Origin of the sequence: Haloactinopolyspora sp., assembly GCF_027324685.1 — a bacterium.
GTDB lineage: Bacteria > Actinomycetota > Actinomycetes > Jiangellales > Jiangellaceae > Haloactinopolyspora.
Genome location: NZ_DAHVSH010000080.1, coordinates 1 through 17,256, shown reverse-complemented (window position 1 = coordinate 17,256; position 17,256 = coordinate 1). Strand labels below are relative to the sequence as shown.

Sequence of the window (17,256 nt, the reverse complement as noted above, 5' to 3'; positions counted from 1 at the left end):
CCGTGCGGGGCGTCCGCCTTGGGGGAGCGGATGCCCCGCACGGACTCGTCGGTGACACGAGCGTCCAGCGATCTACTCCGTCGCCAGGCTGAGCACGGTCTGCAGCAGGACGTTCGCGCCCGCCTCGATGTCGGCCCACGTGCTGTGTTCGGCCGGCGAGTGGCTGCGGCCACCGGTGCTCGGGATGAAGATCATGCCGGTGGGGGCGAGACGGCTCATGTTCTGCGAGTCGTGGCCGGCCCCGGACGGCATCCGCAGCGTGGAGCGTCCCTGCGCCGTGGCTGCGGACTCGATCAGGTCTTGGAGCCGCTGGTCCATGGGCGCCGGGTTGGTGATGCTGTCGCGGGTGAACCGGACCTGCAGGTCGTGGCGGTCGGCGGCTTCGTTCGCCGCTTCGAACAGGGCGTCCTCCAGCGCTTCGATCAGGTCGCGTCGTACGTCGCGGTAGTCCAACTGCAGTCGCGCCAGGGAGGGCACGACATTCGCAGCTCCTGGCTCGACGCCGATGATGCCGCACGTCGCGACCGCCGTCGGGCTGATGGACGCGGTCACTTCGGGCAACCTGGTCAGCAGCTCACCGGCAGCGCGCAACGGGTCGCGGCGCAGGTTCATGGGGGTGGTACCGGCGTGATCGGCGCGCCCTTCGAATTCCAGCCGGCCCCCACCCATGCCCACGATCGACGTGACGACGCCGATGTCCACCGACGACGCTTCCAGCACCGCGCCCTGCTCGATGTGCAGTTCGACGAAGGCGTGGACAGAACCCGCGGGCACGGCCGTCGCCGAGGCCGCCTCGAGATCCCACCCGAGGCCCTGCAAAGCGTCGACAAGCCGATCGCCGTCGCGCCCTTCCAGCTTGGCCAGCTCGTCCGGCGAGTACGAACGTACGAGTGCCGTCGAGCCGAGCAGATGGTGGTAGCAGCCCTCTTCGTCGGCGAAGATCACCGCCTCGACCGGGCGACGTAGCGCGACGTTCGACTCTGCCAACCGGCAGGCGACCTCCAGGGCGGCCATGCTGCCCAGCGCACCGTCGAAGCGCCCGCCGTCCGGCACGCTGTCGATGTGCGAGCCGGTCCACACCGGGCGCGCATCGTCTAACGCGCCCGGCACGGTCACGAACATGTTGCCGATGCCATCGGTCCGCACGCGCAGCCCGGCGGCCTCGCATCGATCCAGCACCCAGGCCCGGGCGGCGGAGTCGGCGGGAGAGAACGACGTGCGACTCACCCCTCCGGACGGGGTCGCGCCGAACTGGGCCAGCGTTTCGAGTGCGGAGCGCAGTCGGGCGCCGTCGACGGTGAGCTCGCTCATGCGCCGCTGCCCGCCCGCGCCAGCGAGGCCGATTCGTCCTCGTCCGGGTCGGCGAAGTACGGCTCGACGGCGCTGGCCGGAGGTGGAGCCGTGAACAGGCTGACGGCGATCATCAGGATCAACGAGGCCGCGAAGCCGGGCACCACGGGGTCGATGGCGTCGGTGTCGCCCCACAACCGCCAGGCCACGGTCCCGACCAGGCCACCGAGCATGGCCACGATGGCGCCTTCCCTGGTGGCGCGCCGCCACAGCACGCCAGCGACCACCGGGACCAGGAAGACCGCACCCATGAGTGCACTGAACAGCGCCACGATGAACTGCACCAGTTCCCCGGCGCCGAACCCGGTCAACACCATGATCATCGGTACCAGCCCGACGATGACGGTGCCGATCCGACCGATGAGCACCCGCCGCTCCGGCGACATCGACGGACGCAGCACGCCGTAGATGTCGTGCGACAGCGCAGTGCCGGCCACCAGCAGAACCGACGACACCGTCGACATCATCGCCGAGGCCACGGCGACCAGCAGGAGCGTGCCGAGGAACGCCGGCAAGGCGTGCACGGCCAGCACCGGCATGGCCTGGTCACCGGTGCTCAGCGCAGGGAAGAGCACCCGGGTGCCCAGCGCCAGCACGAACACCAGCGTGTGCGCCAGCCCCACCAGGATGATCACGAACGCGATGCCCTTGCGGATGGTCGGCATGTCCTTCATCGCGTAGAACCGGACCAGTTGCTCCGGGCGAGCGACGGCGCCGAGGAAGAACGCCAGCGACAGCGTCAGCAGCAGCGACGGCGCCATGCCCTCCCAGGTGAACGTCACCGGATTCGCACTGTCGACCAGCGCGAGCATGGAGTTCAAACCGCCGGTCTGGCCCAGCACCATCGGGATCGCGACCGCCGCGCCGACCACCATGATCATCATCTGCAGGAAGTCGGTGTAGACGACGGCGACCATGCCGCCGATCGCGGTGTAGGCGAGCACCACGGCCGTGAAGCCGATCATGCCGGAGTTCACCGACACGCCGAACAACGCGTTCGCGATCAGCCCACCCGCGATCACCTGCGCGGAGATGTACACGACGAAGGCGATCAGAATGATCAACGCAGCGATCACGCGCGCGACCCGGCTGTAGTACCTCGTCTCGAGAAAGTCCGGCAGCGACACCTTGCGCTGCCGGGTGAACCGCGGCGCGATCACGGCCACCATCAGCCAGTACGCCACCGGGAAGACGAACACCACCCACGCGAACGACCACCCGACGGCGTACATGATGCCGATGGTCCCGATGAACAGCCCGGAGCTCATCTGGGTCGCGGCGATGCTCGCGCCGCCGACGGCCCAGCCCAGGTTTCCGCCGGCGATGTAGAAGTCCTGGTCGTTCTTGGTCACCCGCAGGCCGAGATAGCCCAGTGCGAGCGTCACCACGAAGAAGCTGATCAGCACAGCCCATTGCGTCATGGGGTGGTCACCTCACCTGTTCTCTCGGTCCGGCGACGTCGCGCCGCGCTGGGTGTCCTTGCGGTTGCGCGAGACCATCCAGATCAGATAGGCGATGGTCAGGGCGATGTAGATGACGAAATAGCCCCAGACGGCGAAACCTGCATCGAAGATCGACATCAGTGCCTCCGTTCCGCTGTCGCGGCGACCTCGGCAGCGCGCCGTCGCCCGCGGGTGAACGAGACGTAGAGGGCGGCCGTGCCTGCGACGAGGGTCAACCCCAGCGCCAGATTGACGCTGCGCTCCAGCGTGAAGAACGGGGCGTCGCCGGTGGTGCTGACCGACCGCAGCAACGCCGGGACGGCGGGCGTGTCGTAGCTGACCTGCACCCGATCACCGGAGGTCGCGACCGACTCCGGGTTGGCCGGGAAACCTTCGACGTAGTCGTAGCCGGGCGCCAGCTGCACCGACGCGGTGAAGATGCCCGGTGACGTGGTGGCGGCAGGGAGGTCGAGCGCGAGGACCGGAACCTCCGCGGTCATTCGGGCGCCATCGACGGCACCCACGTCCGGCGCGGTGTAGCTCACGGTCAGATTCGCCTCGCCGCCTGGAGGCAACGGCTCGTCCAGCGTGGCCGTCACCGTGGTCTTCAGCTTCACCGTCTCGACGGAGGTGCCCAGCTCCTGTCCGTCGCCGTTCGTGACGACCACGTCCTCGATCGGGACACCGCCGTCTTCGTCGAAGGCGAGCGCGGAGAACGACACCGTCTCGGCGGGCTCGTCGCCGGCTGCCCCGCCGCTGACCACGTAGTCGATCTCGACCTGTGCCGTGCCCTGCTCGTCGACGTTCACGTCGGCATCGGCCTGCTCGAGCCCGGCCGCGGCCGCCGTGGGGGCCGCCAAGGCCACCGACGACGTCAAGACGAGTGTGGCGACGGCGCCGGCCCGGCGGCTGCGGCGCGTCATGGTCTGTCTCCTTGGGCGCTCAGGAACAGCTCGTCGAGCTTGGCTCCGGCGGTCATCTTGGGCGGGCGCATGTAGGCGGTCCGGCTGTGGGTCAGGCCCTGCGCGACGGTCATCTCCGCGGTGTGCAGTCCGGCCCGCGACGGGTTGATGACCGGTACTCCGAGCTCTTCGGTCATCTGCTCGGCCACATCGAGGAACCCCATGCTCATGCATCCCAGCACCAGCGCGTCGGCCCCGTCCTGCTCGACGGCCAGTCGGCCTTGTTCGAGCATCCGGCCCAGCGCGGCGCCGTGATCCTTGTTGACGTCCAGGACCGACGTCTCGATGTAGCGGACCGAGGCCAGCGCGTCAGCCGCCCCGGCTTCCCAGGCCAGCCGCCGCAGCGCCGGGACGATGCTGGCGGTGACCGTGACGAAGCTGAACCGGTGCCCGAGCGTCGTGGCCAGCGCGATCGACGCCGATGCCGGGCCGACGACGAGCATGTCGCTGATCTCGCGCAGCCCGTCCAGGCCCGGGTCACCGAAGCAGCCCACGATCGCCGCGTCGAAGCCGTCGGCCTCGGTGCGGACGAGCAGTTCGGCCATCGCCGGGATGCTGAGGTACTCCTCGTACATCGACTCGATCGACGCCGGCCCACGGTCGACCGCGCGTACCTCGACCTCGGTGCCGGGCAGCGCCCACGAGCGAAGCTTGTCCTGCCGGCGCTCCAGCTCGGCCGAGCCGAGTGCGGTGCGGTGCATCGGTCCCGGGACGAGGTAGGCGATGCGCCGGTCGGGCGCCGAGCTGTCGGGGCCGGTCGGCGCGGTCGCGTTCGTAGTCATCTGTGCTCCTCGTGCTGCGTCGGTGTCGGTGGGGCGGGCCGGGTGAAGCCGTCGCGGTCGACGACCTGGCAACCGTGGCGGTAGACGCCGGCGACGTCGTAGACCGCCGTGATGTCGGCCAGCGGGTCGCGCCGGAGCGCGACGAAGTCTGCGCGGCGACCGGGTTCGAGGGCGCCGACGTCGGTGACCCCCATCAGCTCGGCGCCGTGCACGGTCCCGGCACGCAAGGCGTCCTCGGTGGACCACCCGTGTTCGGTGAGCCACTGCATCTCGTAGCCGAACAGTCCGTGCATCGAGTCGGTGCCCAGCGCGATCGGGATGCCGGCCGCCCTGACCTGGTCGGCTACGGCCCGCGCGGACTCTCGCGCTTGGTGCACCTTGCGCAGGATCGCCGGTTCGCGGGCGTCACCCTGCTCGATGCCGCTGGGATGGAACAGGATGGTGTTGGTCAGGACCAGCCACGTGCCGTGCTCGGCCATGGTCGTGATGTTGCTGTCGGTGAGCATCGCGCCGTGCTCGACGGAGCGTACGCCCGCCGCGGCCGGCAGATCCACACCTGCGCCGCCGTGGGCGTGCGCTGACACCATCAACCCGAGTTCTGACGCCGCGTCCACGATCGCGGCGATCTCTTCGGCTGAGTAGTTCGACTCCTCCAGCGACGAGTCGGTCGACGAGACTCCGCCGGTGGTGAAGATCTTGATGTGGTCCGCGCCGAGATCCGCATTGGCGCGCACGGCCCGGCGGACGGCGTCCGGGCCGTCCACGCCGCCGGCGGCGCTGCCGTGCTTGCCGGTCGGGCTCAGCCCCCGTCCGGCGATCCGCAGTGCTGGACCGGCCACCTCACCGGTGGCGACGGCGGCCTTGAAATGGGCATCGATCCCGTGTTCCTCGGTCATGATCCGTGCGGTGGTGACACCGCAACTGAGCATCCGGCGCAGGTTGTCGACCCCGCGGACGGCCTGCCACGCCGGCGGCTGCACCAACTGCCGGTGCTGGTCACCCTCACCGGGGCGGATGGTGACGTGCGTGTGGGCGTCGACGAAGCCGGGCACCAGATAGACCTCGCCGAGGTCGACGCGCGTGACGCCGGGAGGGCACACCTCGTCCGGCGGCCCCACCGCGGCTACTCGGCCGTCGTCGACGAGCAGGCCGGCCCCGGCCTGCAGGCCCGGGCGAACCGCATCGAACACCCCGGCGGCATGGAAGAACGTCAGGTCAGCCATGGTCGATGTGCACCTCACCGATGGTGGTGTCGGGCAGGACATCATCGCGCCGAGTGATGTCGGCGCCGAGCCGCTCGATGACCGCGCGGGCGTGCTCACCGGTCGCCAGGACGGGCTCGCCGGTCGTCATGGTGGTGGGCACGAACCGCACCGCCAGCTGACCGCGGCTGTCGCCGTCGACCCGCTCGACCAACACGACCACGGAGTCACGAGTCACCTCGTCGCCGAACGTGCTGCGGTAGGGGGCCGCGGGAATCCGCACCGGCAGCGTCGCGTCCGGCGAACCGTCGCCGGCCAGGTCGGACCACGCGTGGAACATGAAGTTGCCGACCGAGTAGGCGATCAACCCACCACCGTGGATCTCGACGGGATGAACCTCGTGCGGGTGGTGCCCGATCACCAGATGCGCGCCGGACTCGACCAGGGCGTGCCCGGCCGGACGCTGATACTCCGCGAGTTGGCCGTACGACGGCGCCGCGAAGCCGTGCGGCACGCCCCAATGGACGGCGACGACCACGAGGTCAGCCGTGGCTCGAGCCTCGGTCACCACCGCGCAGGCGGCGTCGAGGTCGGCTGGAACCACCGAGGTGTGTACGTACGGCGCCATCCCCGGCTGCTCGGCCGCGAGGGCGGGGTCGACGGCGACGTGCTGGAGAACGCGCAGGGGGGCCACCCCGGGCCGGTCGGGTGCGGCGGCGAACCCCGGCGGCAGCGCTGCGGACAGCCCGATCACGCTCACCGATCCGGAGGGCGTCGTCCGCGTCGTCGCTGCTCGCGCGGCGGCATCGTCCTGGCCCGCGCCGACCGGTGCGACACCGGCGCGAGTGAGCGCGGCGAGGGTGTCGGCCATCCCGTCGGGGCCGTAGTCGAGAAGGTGATTGTTGGCCACGGTCGCGACGTCCACACCGAGCGCGGCTACGTCGCCGGCCCGGTCGGGATGCGAGCGCTGCACGATGGCCTTCTCTGCGGGCACACCGCGCCGGGTGAGTGGGGACTCCACGTTGGCCAGGGTCGTCTCTGCGCTGGTGAGCAGCTCGATCAGCCGTGGCGAGATGTGGGCCGGGCGGTGGTGCATGACGACGTCGCCCACGGCGGCGAACCACGCGGACGTCAGGTCGTGACCGGTCGCGACGTCGGGCACGCGGCACACCTCCTCTGCTACGGCAGTTCCACGGAGCTTCGCAATAATTCTGTGATCTGACAAGTCCTGGTGAGCGAATCCATCGATTAGAGTGGATCAGGTGCCGAATGATCCACGATCTGTGCGCAATTACGCAGAATACTTGCACCCAAGGTTGATGGATCGTCATAACTCTGCAAGAGTGACGGCCATGCCGAATGATTCGCCTGCATGGCAGCCGGGGCGATTGCCCGCGCACGGGCCGGGCCAGCCTCCGCTCGACGATCTCGACCGCGCGATCGTCGCGTGCCTGCAGGTGAACGGCCGAGCCACCTGGCAGCAGATCGCCGGTGTCGTCGGTGCCTCGGAATCGACGGTCTCCCGGCGAGCCAACCGACTCCTGCGTGAGCGCATCGTGTGCGTGTCGGCCGTGCCCGATCCGCCCCGGTGCGGGTTGGGAACCCCCGTGCTGATGCAGGTCGAGTGTGCCGTCGGGGCCACCTCGGCGGTGGCCGGCGCGTTGGCGATGCGGTCCGACGTGCGGTTTCTCGCCCTGCTGACCGGCTCTCACGACCTCGTGCTCGAAGTCATCGTCGGTTCGCGAGCGCAGCTGGCCGACGTGCTGGTCGATCAGATCCGCTCGGTTCCCGGTATCACCCACACCAGCACCGAGACCGTCGTGCGCAACTTCAAGACGTCGTACGACTGGAGTCGCAGGCTGCTGGGCGACGAGGTCGCCGACCTGGAACCTGAGCCGGTGACGGAACCGGGCAATGCCGAGCTCGACGGCACCGACCTGCACATGGTGCAGATCCTCGCCGCGGACGGGCGCACCCCCATGTCGGAGGTGGCCGGGCGGGTCGGCATCGGCGAGGCCGCGGCCCGCCGCCGGGTCGAAGCTCTGACCACACGCGGTGCGCTCTGGTTCGCCACTTTCGTGGACCCGCAGGCCATGGGGTTCGAGACCGAGATGTTCCTGTGGCTCGACATCGACTTCTCGCGGCTGGAAGAGGTCGCAGGCTCGCTCGCGGAGCATCCAGAGGTCCGCTACATGTCGGCCACGGCCGGCTACAGCGATCTCGCCTGTGAACTGGTGCTGCACGACCTCGACGATCTCTACCGGTTCAACACCGAGGTTCTGGGTGCACTGCCCGGCGTGCGACGAGTCGAGATGGGCCAGGAGCTCCAGATCGTCAAACGCGGTTTCTTGACCAGCCCCGCCGTGCTTCCCGACATCGCGCCGTACCTGCCGCGCTGAACAACCGCCGGCCGCGTCGTAGAAAGAGGTAATGCCTGATGACTGACACTGCGCAGTCCGCCACCCCGTACCGGTCCAGCCGCTACACCGGTTACACGTCGTTCTCCTACCTCGACGAAGGCCGGGACTACGAGGCGTTCGTCCTCGCCCCCGAGCTGGATCGGGTGCCGCCGTACGATCTGGGCCTTGACGCCGAGCAGGCCGAGCGCACCCGGCGGCTGGTGCAGGACAACATCATCATCAGCCTGCACGATCACCCGCAGGTGTTCCCGGAAGACATGAACCAGGTGCGCGAGTACATCCGCACCGGCCGCGAGCGCACCGGCTACCTGGGGTTGTCGCGATCGGGCATGACCGCGGTGTTCGACAACATGATGGACGGCACCGCGTGCGTCACCAGCAAGTCGGGCTGGAAGTTCGATGACATCGTCTACGACATCGGGATGCGGCTGTCCGACATCGCCCACCAGGACTTCGTGCGTATCGCCTACGGCCTCGACGACATCTACGCCGCCCACCAGAACGACCAGTTGGCCATCGTGTTGTCGCTGGAAGCGGCCACCCCCATCGAGAACGAGGTCGACCGCATCGACCTGCTCTACGGCATGGGTGTACGGCAGATGGGCATCGCCTACTCCGAGGCGAACACGCTGGGGTCGGGGCTGAAGGAGGCCGGCGACGGCGGCCTGACGGTGTTCGGGCATCGCGCCGTCGAGCGGATGAACAAGCTCGGCATCGCCATCGACGTCTCGCACAGCGGCGACAAGACCTGCATGGACGTCTTCGCCGCCTCCACGAAACCGGTGTTGATCACCCACGCCGGCGCCCGCGCCGTCTGGCCGACTCCGCGGATGAAGCCCGACGAGGTCATCCGCGGCTGCGCCGAGACCGGCGGCGTCATCGGCATCGAGGCCGCGCCACACACCACGTTGTCCGAGGCGCACCCGGAGCACTCGCTGGAATCGGTCATGGACCACTTCGAGTACTGCGTCGAGCTCGTCGGCATCGACCACGTCGCCTTCGGCCCGGACACCTTGTACGGCGACCACGTGGCGCTGCACGACATCTTCGCGGCCAACCTCGGCGTCCACGACGCGCACAAGGGGCCGTCCTACCCGAAGATGCCCTACGTCGCCGGGCTGGAGAACCCGACCGAGTGCTTCCACAACATCGTCGGCTGGCTGGTCAAGCACGGCTACAGCGACGAGGACATCATCAAGGTGACCGGTGGGAACATCATCCGGGCGCTCGAGAAGATCTGGTTCTGATCCACAGCAAGTGAGGTGAGTGCCCATGCGGGCGGTGGTCCTCGAGCGCTATGGCGATCGTGACGCGCTCGCCGTACGCGACGTCGCCGAGGCCGACCCGGCGCCGGACGAGGTGGTCGTCCGGATGGCGGCGTCCGGACTGAACCGCCTGGATGTCTTCGTGCGGCAGGGCCTCGCCGGGCCGGGCGTGCGCTCGCCGCGTAGCCTGCCGCACGTCATGGGGGCCGAGGGTGCTGGCACGGTCGTCGAGGTCGGCGCCCAGGCCCGCACCGACCTGGCCGTCGGGGACGAGGTGATCGTGTTCTCCGGGCTGTCCTGCGGGCACTGCCGGTTCTGCCGCCGCGGCGAGACCAGCCGCTGCGCGCAGTACGAGATCCTCGGCGAAGACATCTGGGGCGTGCAGCGCGAGCGGGTCGCCCTGGCCCCGACCAGCCTGCTGCGCGTGCCCGCTGGGCTGTCCCTGCTCGAAGCCGCAGCGGTGCCGACCACCTACACGACCGCCTGGACCATGCTCATGACCACCGGCCGGCTGCGGGTCGGGGAACGGATCCTCGTCGTCGGGGCCAGCGGCGGCGTGGCGGTCGCGGCGATGCAGATCGCGGCGAAGGCCGGCGCCGAGGTGTGGGCGACCACCCGCAGCGCCGACAAGGCGAGCCGCCTGGCCGAGCTGCCCTACGTCCACCACGTCATCGACAGCAGCGAGCCCGGCTGGGCCGACGAGGTGCTGGCGCGCACCGGCGGCGACGGCGTCGACCTGGTGGCCGACGCCATTGGGGCGCCCACGTGGCGCGACTCCATCCGCTCGCTGGCCACGGGCGGGCGCATGGTGATCTGCGGCGCGACCGGCGGCGACCAGCCGGACATCAGCATCCGGGAGCTGTACCAGTCCCACCGGCAGATCCTCGGCGCGCCCTTCGGCGGCTGGAACGACTTCGTCGACGTCGTGGACCTGATGGCCCGCACGGACATCCGGCCGGTGATCGACACCGTCGTACCCATGGAACAGGTCGCCGAAGGGCACCGGATCATCGAGGAAGCCGAGCACATCGGCAAGGTCGTCGTCGACCTCACCTCTCCTGAATGATCATGTTCAGTTGGCGATTGCCTGCCCCACCACCCGTGCACGCCTCGTGATGCGACAGAACACCTCGTGGTGTCCTGCGTCCCGCGACAGCGGCACCCCGGCCTTCGTCACGCGCCGCACCAGCTCGTCGAACAACGGGGTGATGACCGGCGAGATGTCCGGGGGCTCGTAGCTTGCGGCGGTCGCGGTCAGCTCAGCCACCCGAACCGGTGGCAGGGAGGTGACGATGACGTCGGCGGTGACCATGTGTTCCTCGCTTTCGGTGGCTCGAAGCCTCGCGTCCACTCGGCGCAGGAGGCCCATGGCGTCGTAGTGCCGCAGCCTCCGGACCGACACACGGCCATAGCGGGCGAAGTCTCCGATGGTGAACATGACGTCTCCGGTCTACGGGCTGACACCGTGTCAGGGTCGATACTGTGCGTCGATCCCAGGATGGGCGCAGCGTTGGCGGAGCTCACGTCGGTGAGGGAGACGAGGGAGACGATGGATTCGATGAGTACCGACCACGTGCTCAGCACCACCCGCGCGGTGCGCCTGAAACTCGATCTGCACCGCGAAGTCGAGCCCGAGGTCGTGTACGAGTGTCTGCGGTTGGCGATCCAGGCGCCGTCGCCGAGCAACCGGCAGGCCTGGCGGTGGATCGTGGTCCGCGACCAGCAGGTGAAGGACCAGCTCGGCGAACTCTTCCGCGACGCGGGCACGGCCTACCTGCGAAACCGGCGAGCCAAGTCCGACGCGGCCGGCCAGCCGAATCCGTCTCGACTGGTCGACTCCGTTCAACACCTGATCGACGTCATCGAGCAGGTGCCGGTCTTCGTCATCCCGTGCGTCCTCGGGCGCCCGCGCGGGTTCAACGCCGCCGACGCTGCTTTCTACGGCGGCATCTTCCCCGCCGTGTGGAGCTTTCAGCTCGCGCTGCGTTCCCGTGGGCTGGGATCGACGCTGACCACGTTCCATCTGCGGCACGAGCAGCGGGCGGCGGCGATCTTGGGCCTGCCCGACGACGTCACGCAGGTCGGTTTGTTGCCGGTCGCCTACACGACCGTCAGCGACTTCCGGCCGGCGCCGCGGCAGCCGGTCGAGGAGGTCGCCTTCGCCGACCGGTGGGGCCAGCCGCTGGCGTGACGTTCGTCGTTGCGGGGCAGACGGCGCGGCTGCGCGAGTCTGTCGGACCGGTGCGGCATCCTGACATGGACGGTGAACGATCATCGGCGACGGGACGGGCATGCGGCTGCTGCACACTTCCGACTGGCACCTCGGTCGCAGCCTGCACGGCGTCGATCTGCTGGAGGCGCAGGCTGCTGCGCTCGACCAGATCGTGGAAATCGCGCGGTCGTCCGACGTCGACGCGGTCCTGGTCTCCGGTGACGTCTTCGACCGCGCCATCCCGCCGGTCGAGGCGGTCCGCCTGCTCGAAGACACGATGTGTCGCCTGGCCCAGTACGCCACCGTCGTCGTCACCTCGGGCAATCACGATTCCGCGATCCGGCTCGGATACGGGTCCCGACTCTTTCCGGCCGGTCTGCACGTCGTCACGGCGGTCGACGCGGTCGGCGTACCGGTCGAGTTGGCCGACGAGTACGGCGCAGTGCTCATCTACCCGTTTCCGTACCTCGACCCCGACGGCTGCCGGGTCCAGCTCGGCGACGGCGAGCCGCTCGAACGCTCTCACCAGGCCGTGTGCACGGCGGCCATGCGCCGGGTCAGCGCCGACCTCGCCACCCGGGGGCTGTTCGCCGCGAGCGCGCGGACCGTCGTCATGGCCCACGCCTTCGTGGTGGGTGGGTTCCCGGTGCAGACGTCGGAGAGCGAACGCGACATCCGCGTCGGCGGTGTCGATTCCGTGCCCAGTGGCGTCTTCGACGGCATCGACTACGTCGCGCTCGGGCACGTGCACGGCGCACAGGAGCCACGGGCAGCCCACGATGGCACCCGGCTGCGTTACTCCGGTTCGCCGCTGCGCTACTCCTTTTCCGAGGCCGAGCACGAGAAGTCGGTCACCATCGTCGACCTCGGGCCGGACGGCGTCGCTGCGGTCGAGCCGGTCGCCATCACTCAGCCGCGCCCGATGGCCAGACTCACCGGCACGCTCGCCGAGCTGCTGACCAGCCGTTCCCTGCGCCGGCACGAGGCGTCGTGGGTACAGCTCACCGTCACCGACGCCGGCCGCCCGGAGCAGATGCGCGAACGCCTGGTCCAGCGGTTCCCGCACCTGCTCGAGCTGCGGCACCAGCCGGTGGACTCCGCGATCGGTTCCGGCACAGGGGTCGCCCAGCCGTCGGCGGCCGACCCTCTCGAGGTGGCCGCCGGATTCGTCGAGCACGTCACGGGCTTCAGCATCACCGACGCCGAACTGGCGAGCTTCCGCGACGCGCACGAGGCCGTGCTCGCCGCGCAGCGGGAGTCGTAGATGCAGCTGCACACGTTGACCTTCGCCGCCATCGGGCCGTTCCGCGACGAGCAACACATCGACTTCGGCCAACTCGCGGCCGGGGGACTGTTCCTGCTCGAAGGGCCGACCGGCGCCGGCAAGTCGACGGTCATCGACGCGGTCGTCTTCGCCCTGTACGGCGACGTGGCCGGGCACGGCTCCAGCAAGGACCGGCTGGTGTCCGACCACCGTGACCTCGCCACTGAACCGTTCGTCGACCTCGTGTTCGAGACCGGGACGGGGGTGTACCGGGTCCGGCGCACGCCGGAGTATGAGCGGCCGAAGAAGCGCGGCGACGGCACCGTGACCCAGCAAGCGAGCGTGAAGCTGTGGAAGGCGACCAGCCCGGACGGGCTCGACGGCGACCCGTTGTCCACGCGGGCGGGCGAGGCCGACCAAGAGATCCGCGACAGCATCGGGCTCAGCCGTGAGCAGTTCGTCAAGACCGTCGTGCTGCCGCAGGGTGAGTTCGCACGGTTCCTGCAGTCCCGCAGCGACGAACGTCGCGACATCCTGCAGAGCATCTTCGGCACCGAGCACTACGAGCTCGTTCAAGCCGAGCTCAAACGCCGCCGCATCCAAGCACGGCAAGACTGTGACGACGCCGACCGGCGGCTGCGTCACGCCGTCGAGTCGTTCGCCCGGGCTGCGGGCCACGATGACGACGCTGGTGTCGACTCGCTCATCGATGCCGTGCTGACGGCAGTGACCGACACCCGCGAGGCGGCCGAATCCGCTCTGGCGACGTGGACGGGCGAAGTCGTCGACGCGTTGGAGTCCGCGCTGGACGATCTGGGTGAGCGTCAGGCCGAGGCCGAGTCCGCTCGTGCTGCCGCCGTCGCCGAGTTGCACGATCGGCAGCGTCGGCGCGATCGACGCGACCGGCTGCGCGCGGCCCTGGCCGAACAGCGCACGCTCGAAGCGGAACGCGATGAACATCGCGCGCGCGAACGACGTCTCGACGCGGCCCGCCGCGCTGCCACCTGCCGCTCCGCCTTCGACGCGCTCGACGACGCCCAGGCCCGGCTCGACCGTGGTACGCAACAGGTCGCCGACTTGCGTGCCACGGTCGTCCTCGACGGCATCGACGTTCCGACCGCGGGTCACGCCGAGGTCGTCCAAGCTCACCAAGAGCTACGGGAGGCGATCGTCGCCCTGTCGGAGGTGCACGAGCTCGAGTCCGGCCTGGCGAACCGGCGCGACGACCTGCGCACTCGGACGCGGCACCGCGAGAAGCTGGCCGAGAACCTCGCCGACATCCAGCGACGCTGTGCCGAGCTACCGGCTGAACTCGACCAACTTCGGGCGGAATCGGAGAGCGCGCTCGAGCGAGCTGCCACCCTGACCGCTCTGCACCGCGAACGCGCCGACATCGTCGCCCTGCTCGACCTGCAGGGTCAGCTCGAAACCGCGCGCAGCGACCACGCCGCGGCCGAGGCCGCGTGCCAGGCTGCGATCACCGCTCTTGCCGACGCAGACGCCCGGGTCTCCGAGCTGCGGCGGCGCTACCTCGAAGGCATCGCGGCCGATCTGGCGGTCGAGCTCACGCCGGGGGTGGCGTGCCCGGTGTGCGGGTCCGCTGAGCATCCACACCCGGCGGCCAGAGCCGACGGATTCGTCGAGCGCGACGAGGTCGATGCCGCCGAACGAGCTCGGCAGGAGCGCCAGCAGCACCTCGATGCGTGCCGCGAGCGCCTCAGCACTGCTGCCGCCGCAGTGGCCGAGCTGGCGGGCCGGCTCGACGGGTCCACCGCCGACGACCTGCGTGAGCGGCACGATTCCGTGCGCGCCGCCATCGTCGAGGCGGAAGCGGCCGAACAACGGGTGGCCGAATTGCGCAGCGAGATCGAACGCCGCGAGCATGAGCTGCAGAACAGTCGCGATCAGCAGCGGCATGCCGAAACCGACCTCGCCCGGCTCGACACCCACATCGCTTGGCTCACCGAGAAACTCGACGCCGACGACCAACGGGTCTCCACCGAGCGGGGAGGCTTCTCGACGGTCGCGGCACGGGTCAGCGCCCTACGACGACGAGCCAGTGAAGCCGAGCGGCTCGCGGCGGCGCTGGCCGAGCTCGAGCATCGCGCCGCGGCTCGAGTCACATGCGCGGAGCAACTCGGCCGCGCTGTCGCCCAGGCAGGCTTCGAATCCGTTGCCGAGGCCCGAGCGGCACTGATCGCCGACGACGAGCTCACCGCCCTGCAGGCCCAGGTCGACGAGTGGTCGCGTCGGTGGCATGCCGTCGAAGGGCGATTGGCCGAGCCCGACCTCGCCGACGTCGATCCCACGGCCGACATCGACGTCGACGGCGCCCGTGCCCTCGCCGAGAGCTGCGAGGCCCAGCTGCTCGAGTTGCAACGCGCGCGGGCGACCGGCGACGACCGCCTCGACCGCAGCCGCACGGCAGCCGCCGACGTCGTCGACGCCGTCGCGGTCCGCCGACAGGTCCACGACACAGCCGCACCGATCATCCGCATGGCCGGGCTGGCCAACGCGGACACCCCGGACAACGCGGTGCGGATGGCGCTGGCGACGTACGTGCTCCAGCGTCGTTTCGACAGCGTGGTCGACGCGGCGAACGAGCGGCTCAGAGACATGTCGTCCGGCCGCTACGCGCTGGAGTCCCACGGCGGTCCGCAGGGCGGATCCCGCCGCACCGGTCTCGGGCTGCACGTCGTCGATGCGCATACCGGTCGCGCGCGCGACACCGGGACCTTGTCCGGCGGCGAGATGTTCTACGTGTCGCTCGCGCTGGCGCTGGGCCTGGCCGACGTCGTCACCGCCGAAGCCGGCGGCCTGCGGATGGGAACGCTGTTCGTCGACGAGGGCTTCGGCAGCCTCGATCTCGAGACGCTGGACGACGTCATGGGCGTGCTGGCCGCGCTTCGCAGCGGCGGACGAGTCGTGGGCGTGGTCAGCCATGTCGAAGAGCTCAAGACCCGAATTCCCGAGCGCATCGAGGTGCGCAGACCTCGCCGTGGTGGGTCGAGCTCATTGCACGTCGTAGCGTGAGCAGGTGCCCTCGACCGAGATCGTCCTGCTCATCGCGGCGGCGATTTTCGTTGGTTCGCTGGTGCAGGGCGCCGTCGGCCTGGGCATCGGGTTGGTGGGTGCACCGGTCTTGACGTTGGTCGCGCCGGAGTTGATGCCCGGGACGATTCTGTGGCTGGCCACCGTGCTCCCGGTGTTCACGTTGGCTCGGGAGTGGCGGGCCATCGACTGGTGGGGACTTCGGTGGGCGTTTCTCGGCCGGATACCGGCCACCGCTGTCGGTGCGTGGATCGTGTCCGTCGTCTCGGCGCAGGCGCTGGGCATCATGGTCGGGGTCATGATCCTGGCAGCGGTCGTGCTCACGGTGCGTACGGTTCGGCTGCCGATGCGGGCACCGGTCCTGGTCGGCGCCGGGGTCGTCTCGGGGGTGACCGGGACGGCCACGTCGATCGGCGGTCCGCCGTTGGCGCTGCTGTACCAGCGCGAGATGGGGCCGCGGGTGCGCTCGACATTGGCCGCCTACTTCGTGGTGGGCGCCGGCGCTTCGCTCATCGGCCTGGCGTTCGTGGGCGCGTTGACCATGGCCCAGACCGTGACCGCGTGGTGGCTCGCACTTCCGATGGCCGCCGGCTTCGCGATGTCGGGACCCGTCCGGCGCGTCATCGACGGTGATCGGCTGCGGATCGCCGTGCTCGGCGTCTGCGCCGCCTCGGCGCTCGCCGTGCTGGTCCGCAGTCTCTTCGGCTAGCTGTTGCAGGGCCGGTGCGGTCGCGCCCGGTTGGTCGGTCGTGCTGATTAGTTGCGGTCGTGAAGATCGTCGTGTGAAGCAGCGCCGATCTTGTGCCGGTCGTGAAGATCGTTGTGTTGGGAAATGCGCGGTTCTGCGGGTCGTGATGATCGTCGTGGGACTGGGCGCGCGGTATAGCGGCATTTTCAACCACGACGATCTTCACGACCGCCCAAACCAGCACTCGCCACCACGACGATCTTCACGACCGGCCCCAGCGGCCCCACGCAAGAGCGCCGCGGACTCATGGTTGGTTGGTTTTGGGCGCTATAACGCCTGAAACCAACCAACCATCGGCGACCTCGGCGCCGCGAGCGCGACGCGTGAGCAGGCCCTACGTGAGCTGCAGCAAACAACCAGCAGCACGGCCGACGGCGCGGACCGGGCCGCCGCACCGACCACCTGAACCCGCGTGAACCGACAACCCGCGACCGCTGCCGTAGGCTCATGACGCGTGGAGCGCAAGCAGCTCGAATACTTCCTGACGGTGGCCAGTCACGGGAGTTTCACCAGCGCTGCCCACGCGCTGCGCATCGCGCAGCCGTCGCTGTCGTACGC

General features: G+C 69.6%; 15 protein-coding genes and 1 pseudogene. 8 read left to right on the top strand and 8 right to left on the bottom strand.

Annotation, left to right across the window (positions count from 1 at the left end; genetic code table 11):
• Positions 1 to 72: 72 nt before the first annotated feature.
• Genes M6444_RS08880 through M6444_RS08850 form a run of 7 tightly spaced genes read right to left on the bottom strand, consistent with a single transcriptional unit; the run spans position 73 to position 6,900 of the window.
• A complete protein-coding gene (locus M6444_RS08880; protein ID WP_298325753.1) occupies positions 73 to 1,311 on the bottom strand; it encodes a Zn-dependent hydrolase in 1,239 nt (412 codons plus the stop codon).
• The gene (locus M6444_RS08875) at positions 1,308 to 2,771 is read right to left on the bottom strand and encodes a sodium/solute symporter (protein ID WP_298325752.1); all 1,464 of its coding nucleotides are present in this window, start codon (positions 2,769 to 2,771) and stop codon (positions 1,308 to 1,310) included. The genes M6444_RS08880 and M6444_RS08875 overlap by 4 nt, the downstream gene beginning before the upstream one ends.
• Positions 2,772 to 2,783: 12 nt before the next feature.
• The gene (locus M6444_RS08870; protein WP_298325751.1) at positions 2,784 to 2,930 is read right to left on the bottom strand and encodes a hypothetical protein; all 147 of its coding nucleotides are present in this window, start codon (positions 2,928 to 2,930) and stop codon (positions 2,784 to 2,786) included.
• Positions 2,930 to 3,715 (bottom strand): hypothetical protein, encoded by a 786-nt coding sequence (locus M6444_RS08865; RefSeq protein WP_298325748.1) that lies wholly within the window; start codon positions 3,713 to 3,715, stop codon positions 2,930 to 2,932. Before M6444_RS08865 ends, M6444_RS08870 begins: the two co-directional genes overlap by 1 nt.
• The gene (locus M6444_RS08860; protein ID WP_298325746.1) at positions 3,712 to 4,536 is read right to left on the bottom strand and encodes an aspartate/glutamate racemase family protein; all 825 of its coding nucleotides are present in this window, start codon (positions 4,534 to 4,536) and stop codon (positions 3,712 to 3,714) included. The genes M6444_RS08865 and M6444_RS08860 overlap by 4 nt, the downstream gene beginning before the upstream one ends.
• The gene (locus tag M6444_RS08855) at positions 4,533 to 5,759 is read right to left on the bottom strand and encodes an amidohydrolase family protein (RefSeq protein ID WP_298325744.1); all 1,227 of its coding nucleotides are present in this window, start codon (positions 5,757 to 5,759) and stop codon (positions 4,533 to 4,535) included. Before M6444_RS08855 ends, M6444_RS08860 begins: the two co-directional genes overlap by 4 nt.
• A complete protein-coding gene (locus M6444_RS08850) occupies positions 5,752 to 6,900 on the bottom strand; it encodes a CapA family protein (protein ID WP_298325742.1) in 1,149 nt (382 codons plus the stop codon). Before M6444_RS08850 ends, M6444_RS08855 begins: the two co-directional genes overlap by 8 nt.
• A gap of 190 nt (positions 6,901 to 7,090) precedes the next feature.
• Here M6444_RS08850 and M6444_RS08845 point away from each other — a divergent pair, with 190 nt between their 5' ends.
• Genes M6444_RS08845 through M6444_RS08835 form a run of 3 tightly spaced genes read left to right on the top strand, consistent with a single transcriptional unit; the run spans position 7,091 to position 10,489 of the window.
• Positions 7,091 to 8,137: an Lrp/AsnC family transcriptional regulator gene (locus tag M6444_RS08845; RefSeq protein WP_298325739.1), complete on the top strand. Its 1,047-nt coding sequence runs from the start codon at positions 7,091 to 7,093 to the stop codon at positions 8,135 to 8,137.
• A gap of 38 nt (positions 8,138 to 8,175) precedes the next feature.
• Positions 8,176 to 9,405: a membrane dipeptidase gene (locus M6444_RS08840; RefSeq protein WP_298325736.1), complete on the top strand. Its 1,230-nt coding sequence runs from the start codon at positions 8,176 to 8,178 to the stop codon at positions 9,403 to 9,405.
• 25 nt (positions 9,406 to 9,430) lie between these two features.
• Complete coding sequence (locus tag M6444_RS08835) at positions 9,431 to 10,489, top strand: zinc-binding dehydrogenase (protein WP_298325733.1); 1,059 nt, start codon at positions 9,431 to 9,433, stop codon at positions 10,487 to 10,489.
• A 93-nt stretch (positions 10,490 to 10,582) separates the two neighbouring features.
• On the opposite strand, the pseudogene M6444_RS08830 reads toward M6444_RS08835, so the two are convergent.
• A pseudogene (locus M6444_RS08830) lies at positions 10,583 to 10,861 on the bottom strand (MerR family transcriptional regulator); the annotation flags it as partial.
• A 111-nt stretch (positions 10,862 to 10,972) separates the two neighbouring features.
• Between M6444_RS08830 and M6444_RS08825 the strand changes: the two are divergent.
• The 5 genes from M6444_RS08825 to M6444_RS22945 all read left to right on the top strand — a co-directional run.
• On the top strand, positions 10,973 to 11,614 hold the full coding sequence (locus tag M6444_RS08825; RefSeq protein WP_363326290.1) for a nitroreductase family protein: 642 nt from the start codon (positions 10,973 to 10,975) through the stop codon (positions 11,612 to 11,614).
• A 100-nt stretch (positions 11,615 to 11,714) separates the two neighbouring features.
• Complete coding sequence (locus M6444_RS08820; RefSeq protein WP_298325724.1) at positions 11,715 to 12,899, top strand: exonuclease SbcCD subunit D; 1,185 nt, start codon at positions 11,715 to 11,717, stop codon at positions 12,897 to 12,899.
• Complete coding sequence (locus tag M6444_RS08815) at positions 12,900 to 15,932, top strand: SMC family ATPase (protein ID WP_298325721.1); 3,033 nt, start codon at positions 12,900 to 12,902, stop codon at positions 15,930 to 15,932.
• Between the two features lie 4 nt (positions 15,933 to 15,936).
• Positions 15,937 to 16,659, top strand: a complete 723-nt coding sequence (locus M6444_RS08810; RefSeq protein ID WP_298325718.1) for a sulfite exporter TauE/SafE family protein — start codon at positions 15,937 to 15,939, stop codon at positions 16,657 to 16,659.
• Positions 16,660 to 17,152: 493 nt separating this feature from the next.
• Positions 17,153 to 17,256: LysR family transcriptional regulator (locus tag M6444_RS22945; protein WP_363326291.1), on the top strand; the 104-nt coding region annotated here is incomplete at its 3' end.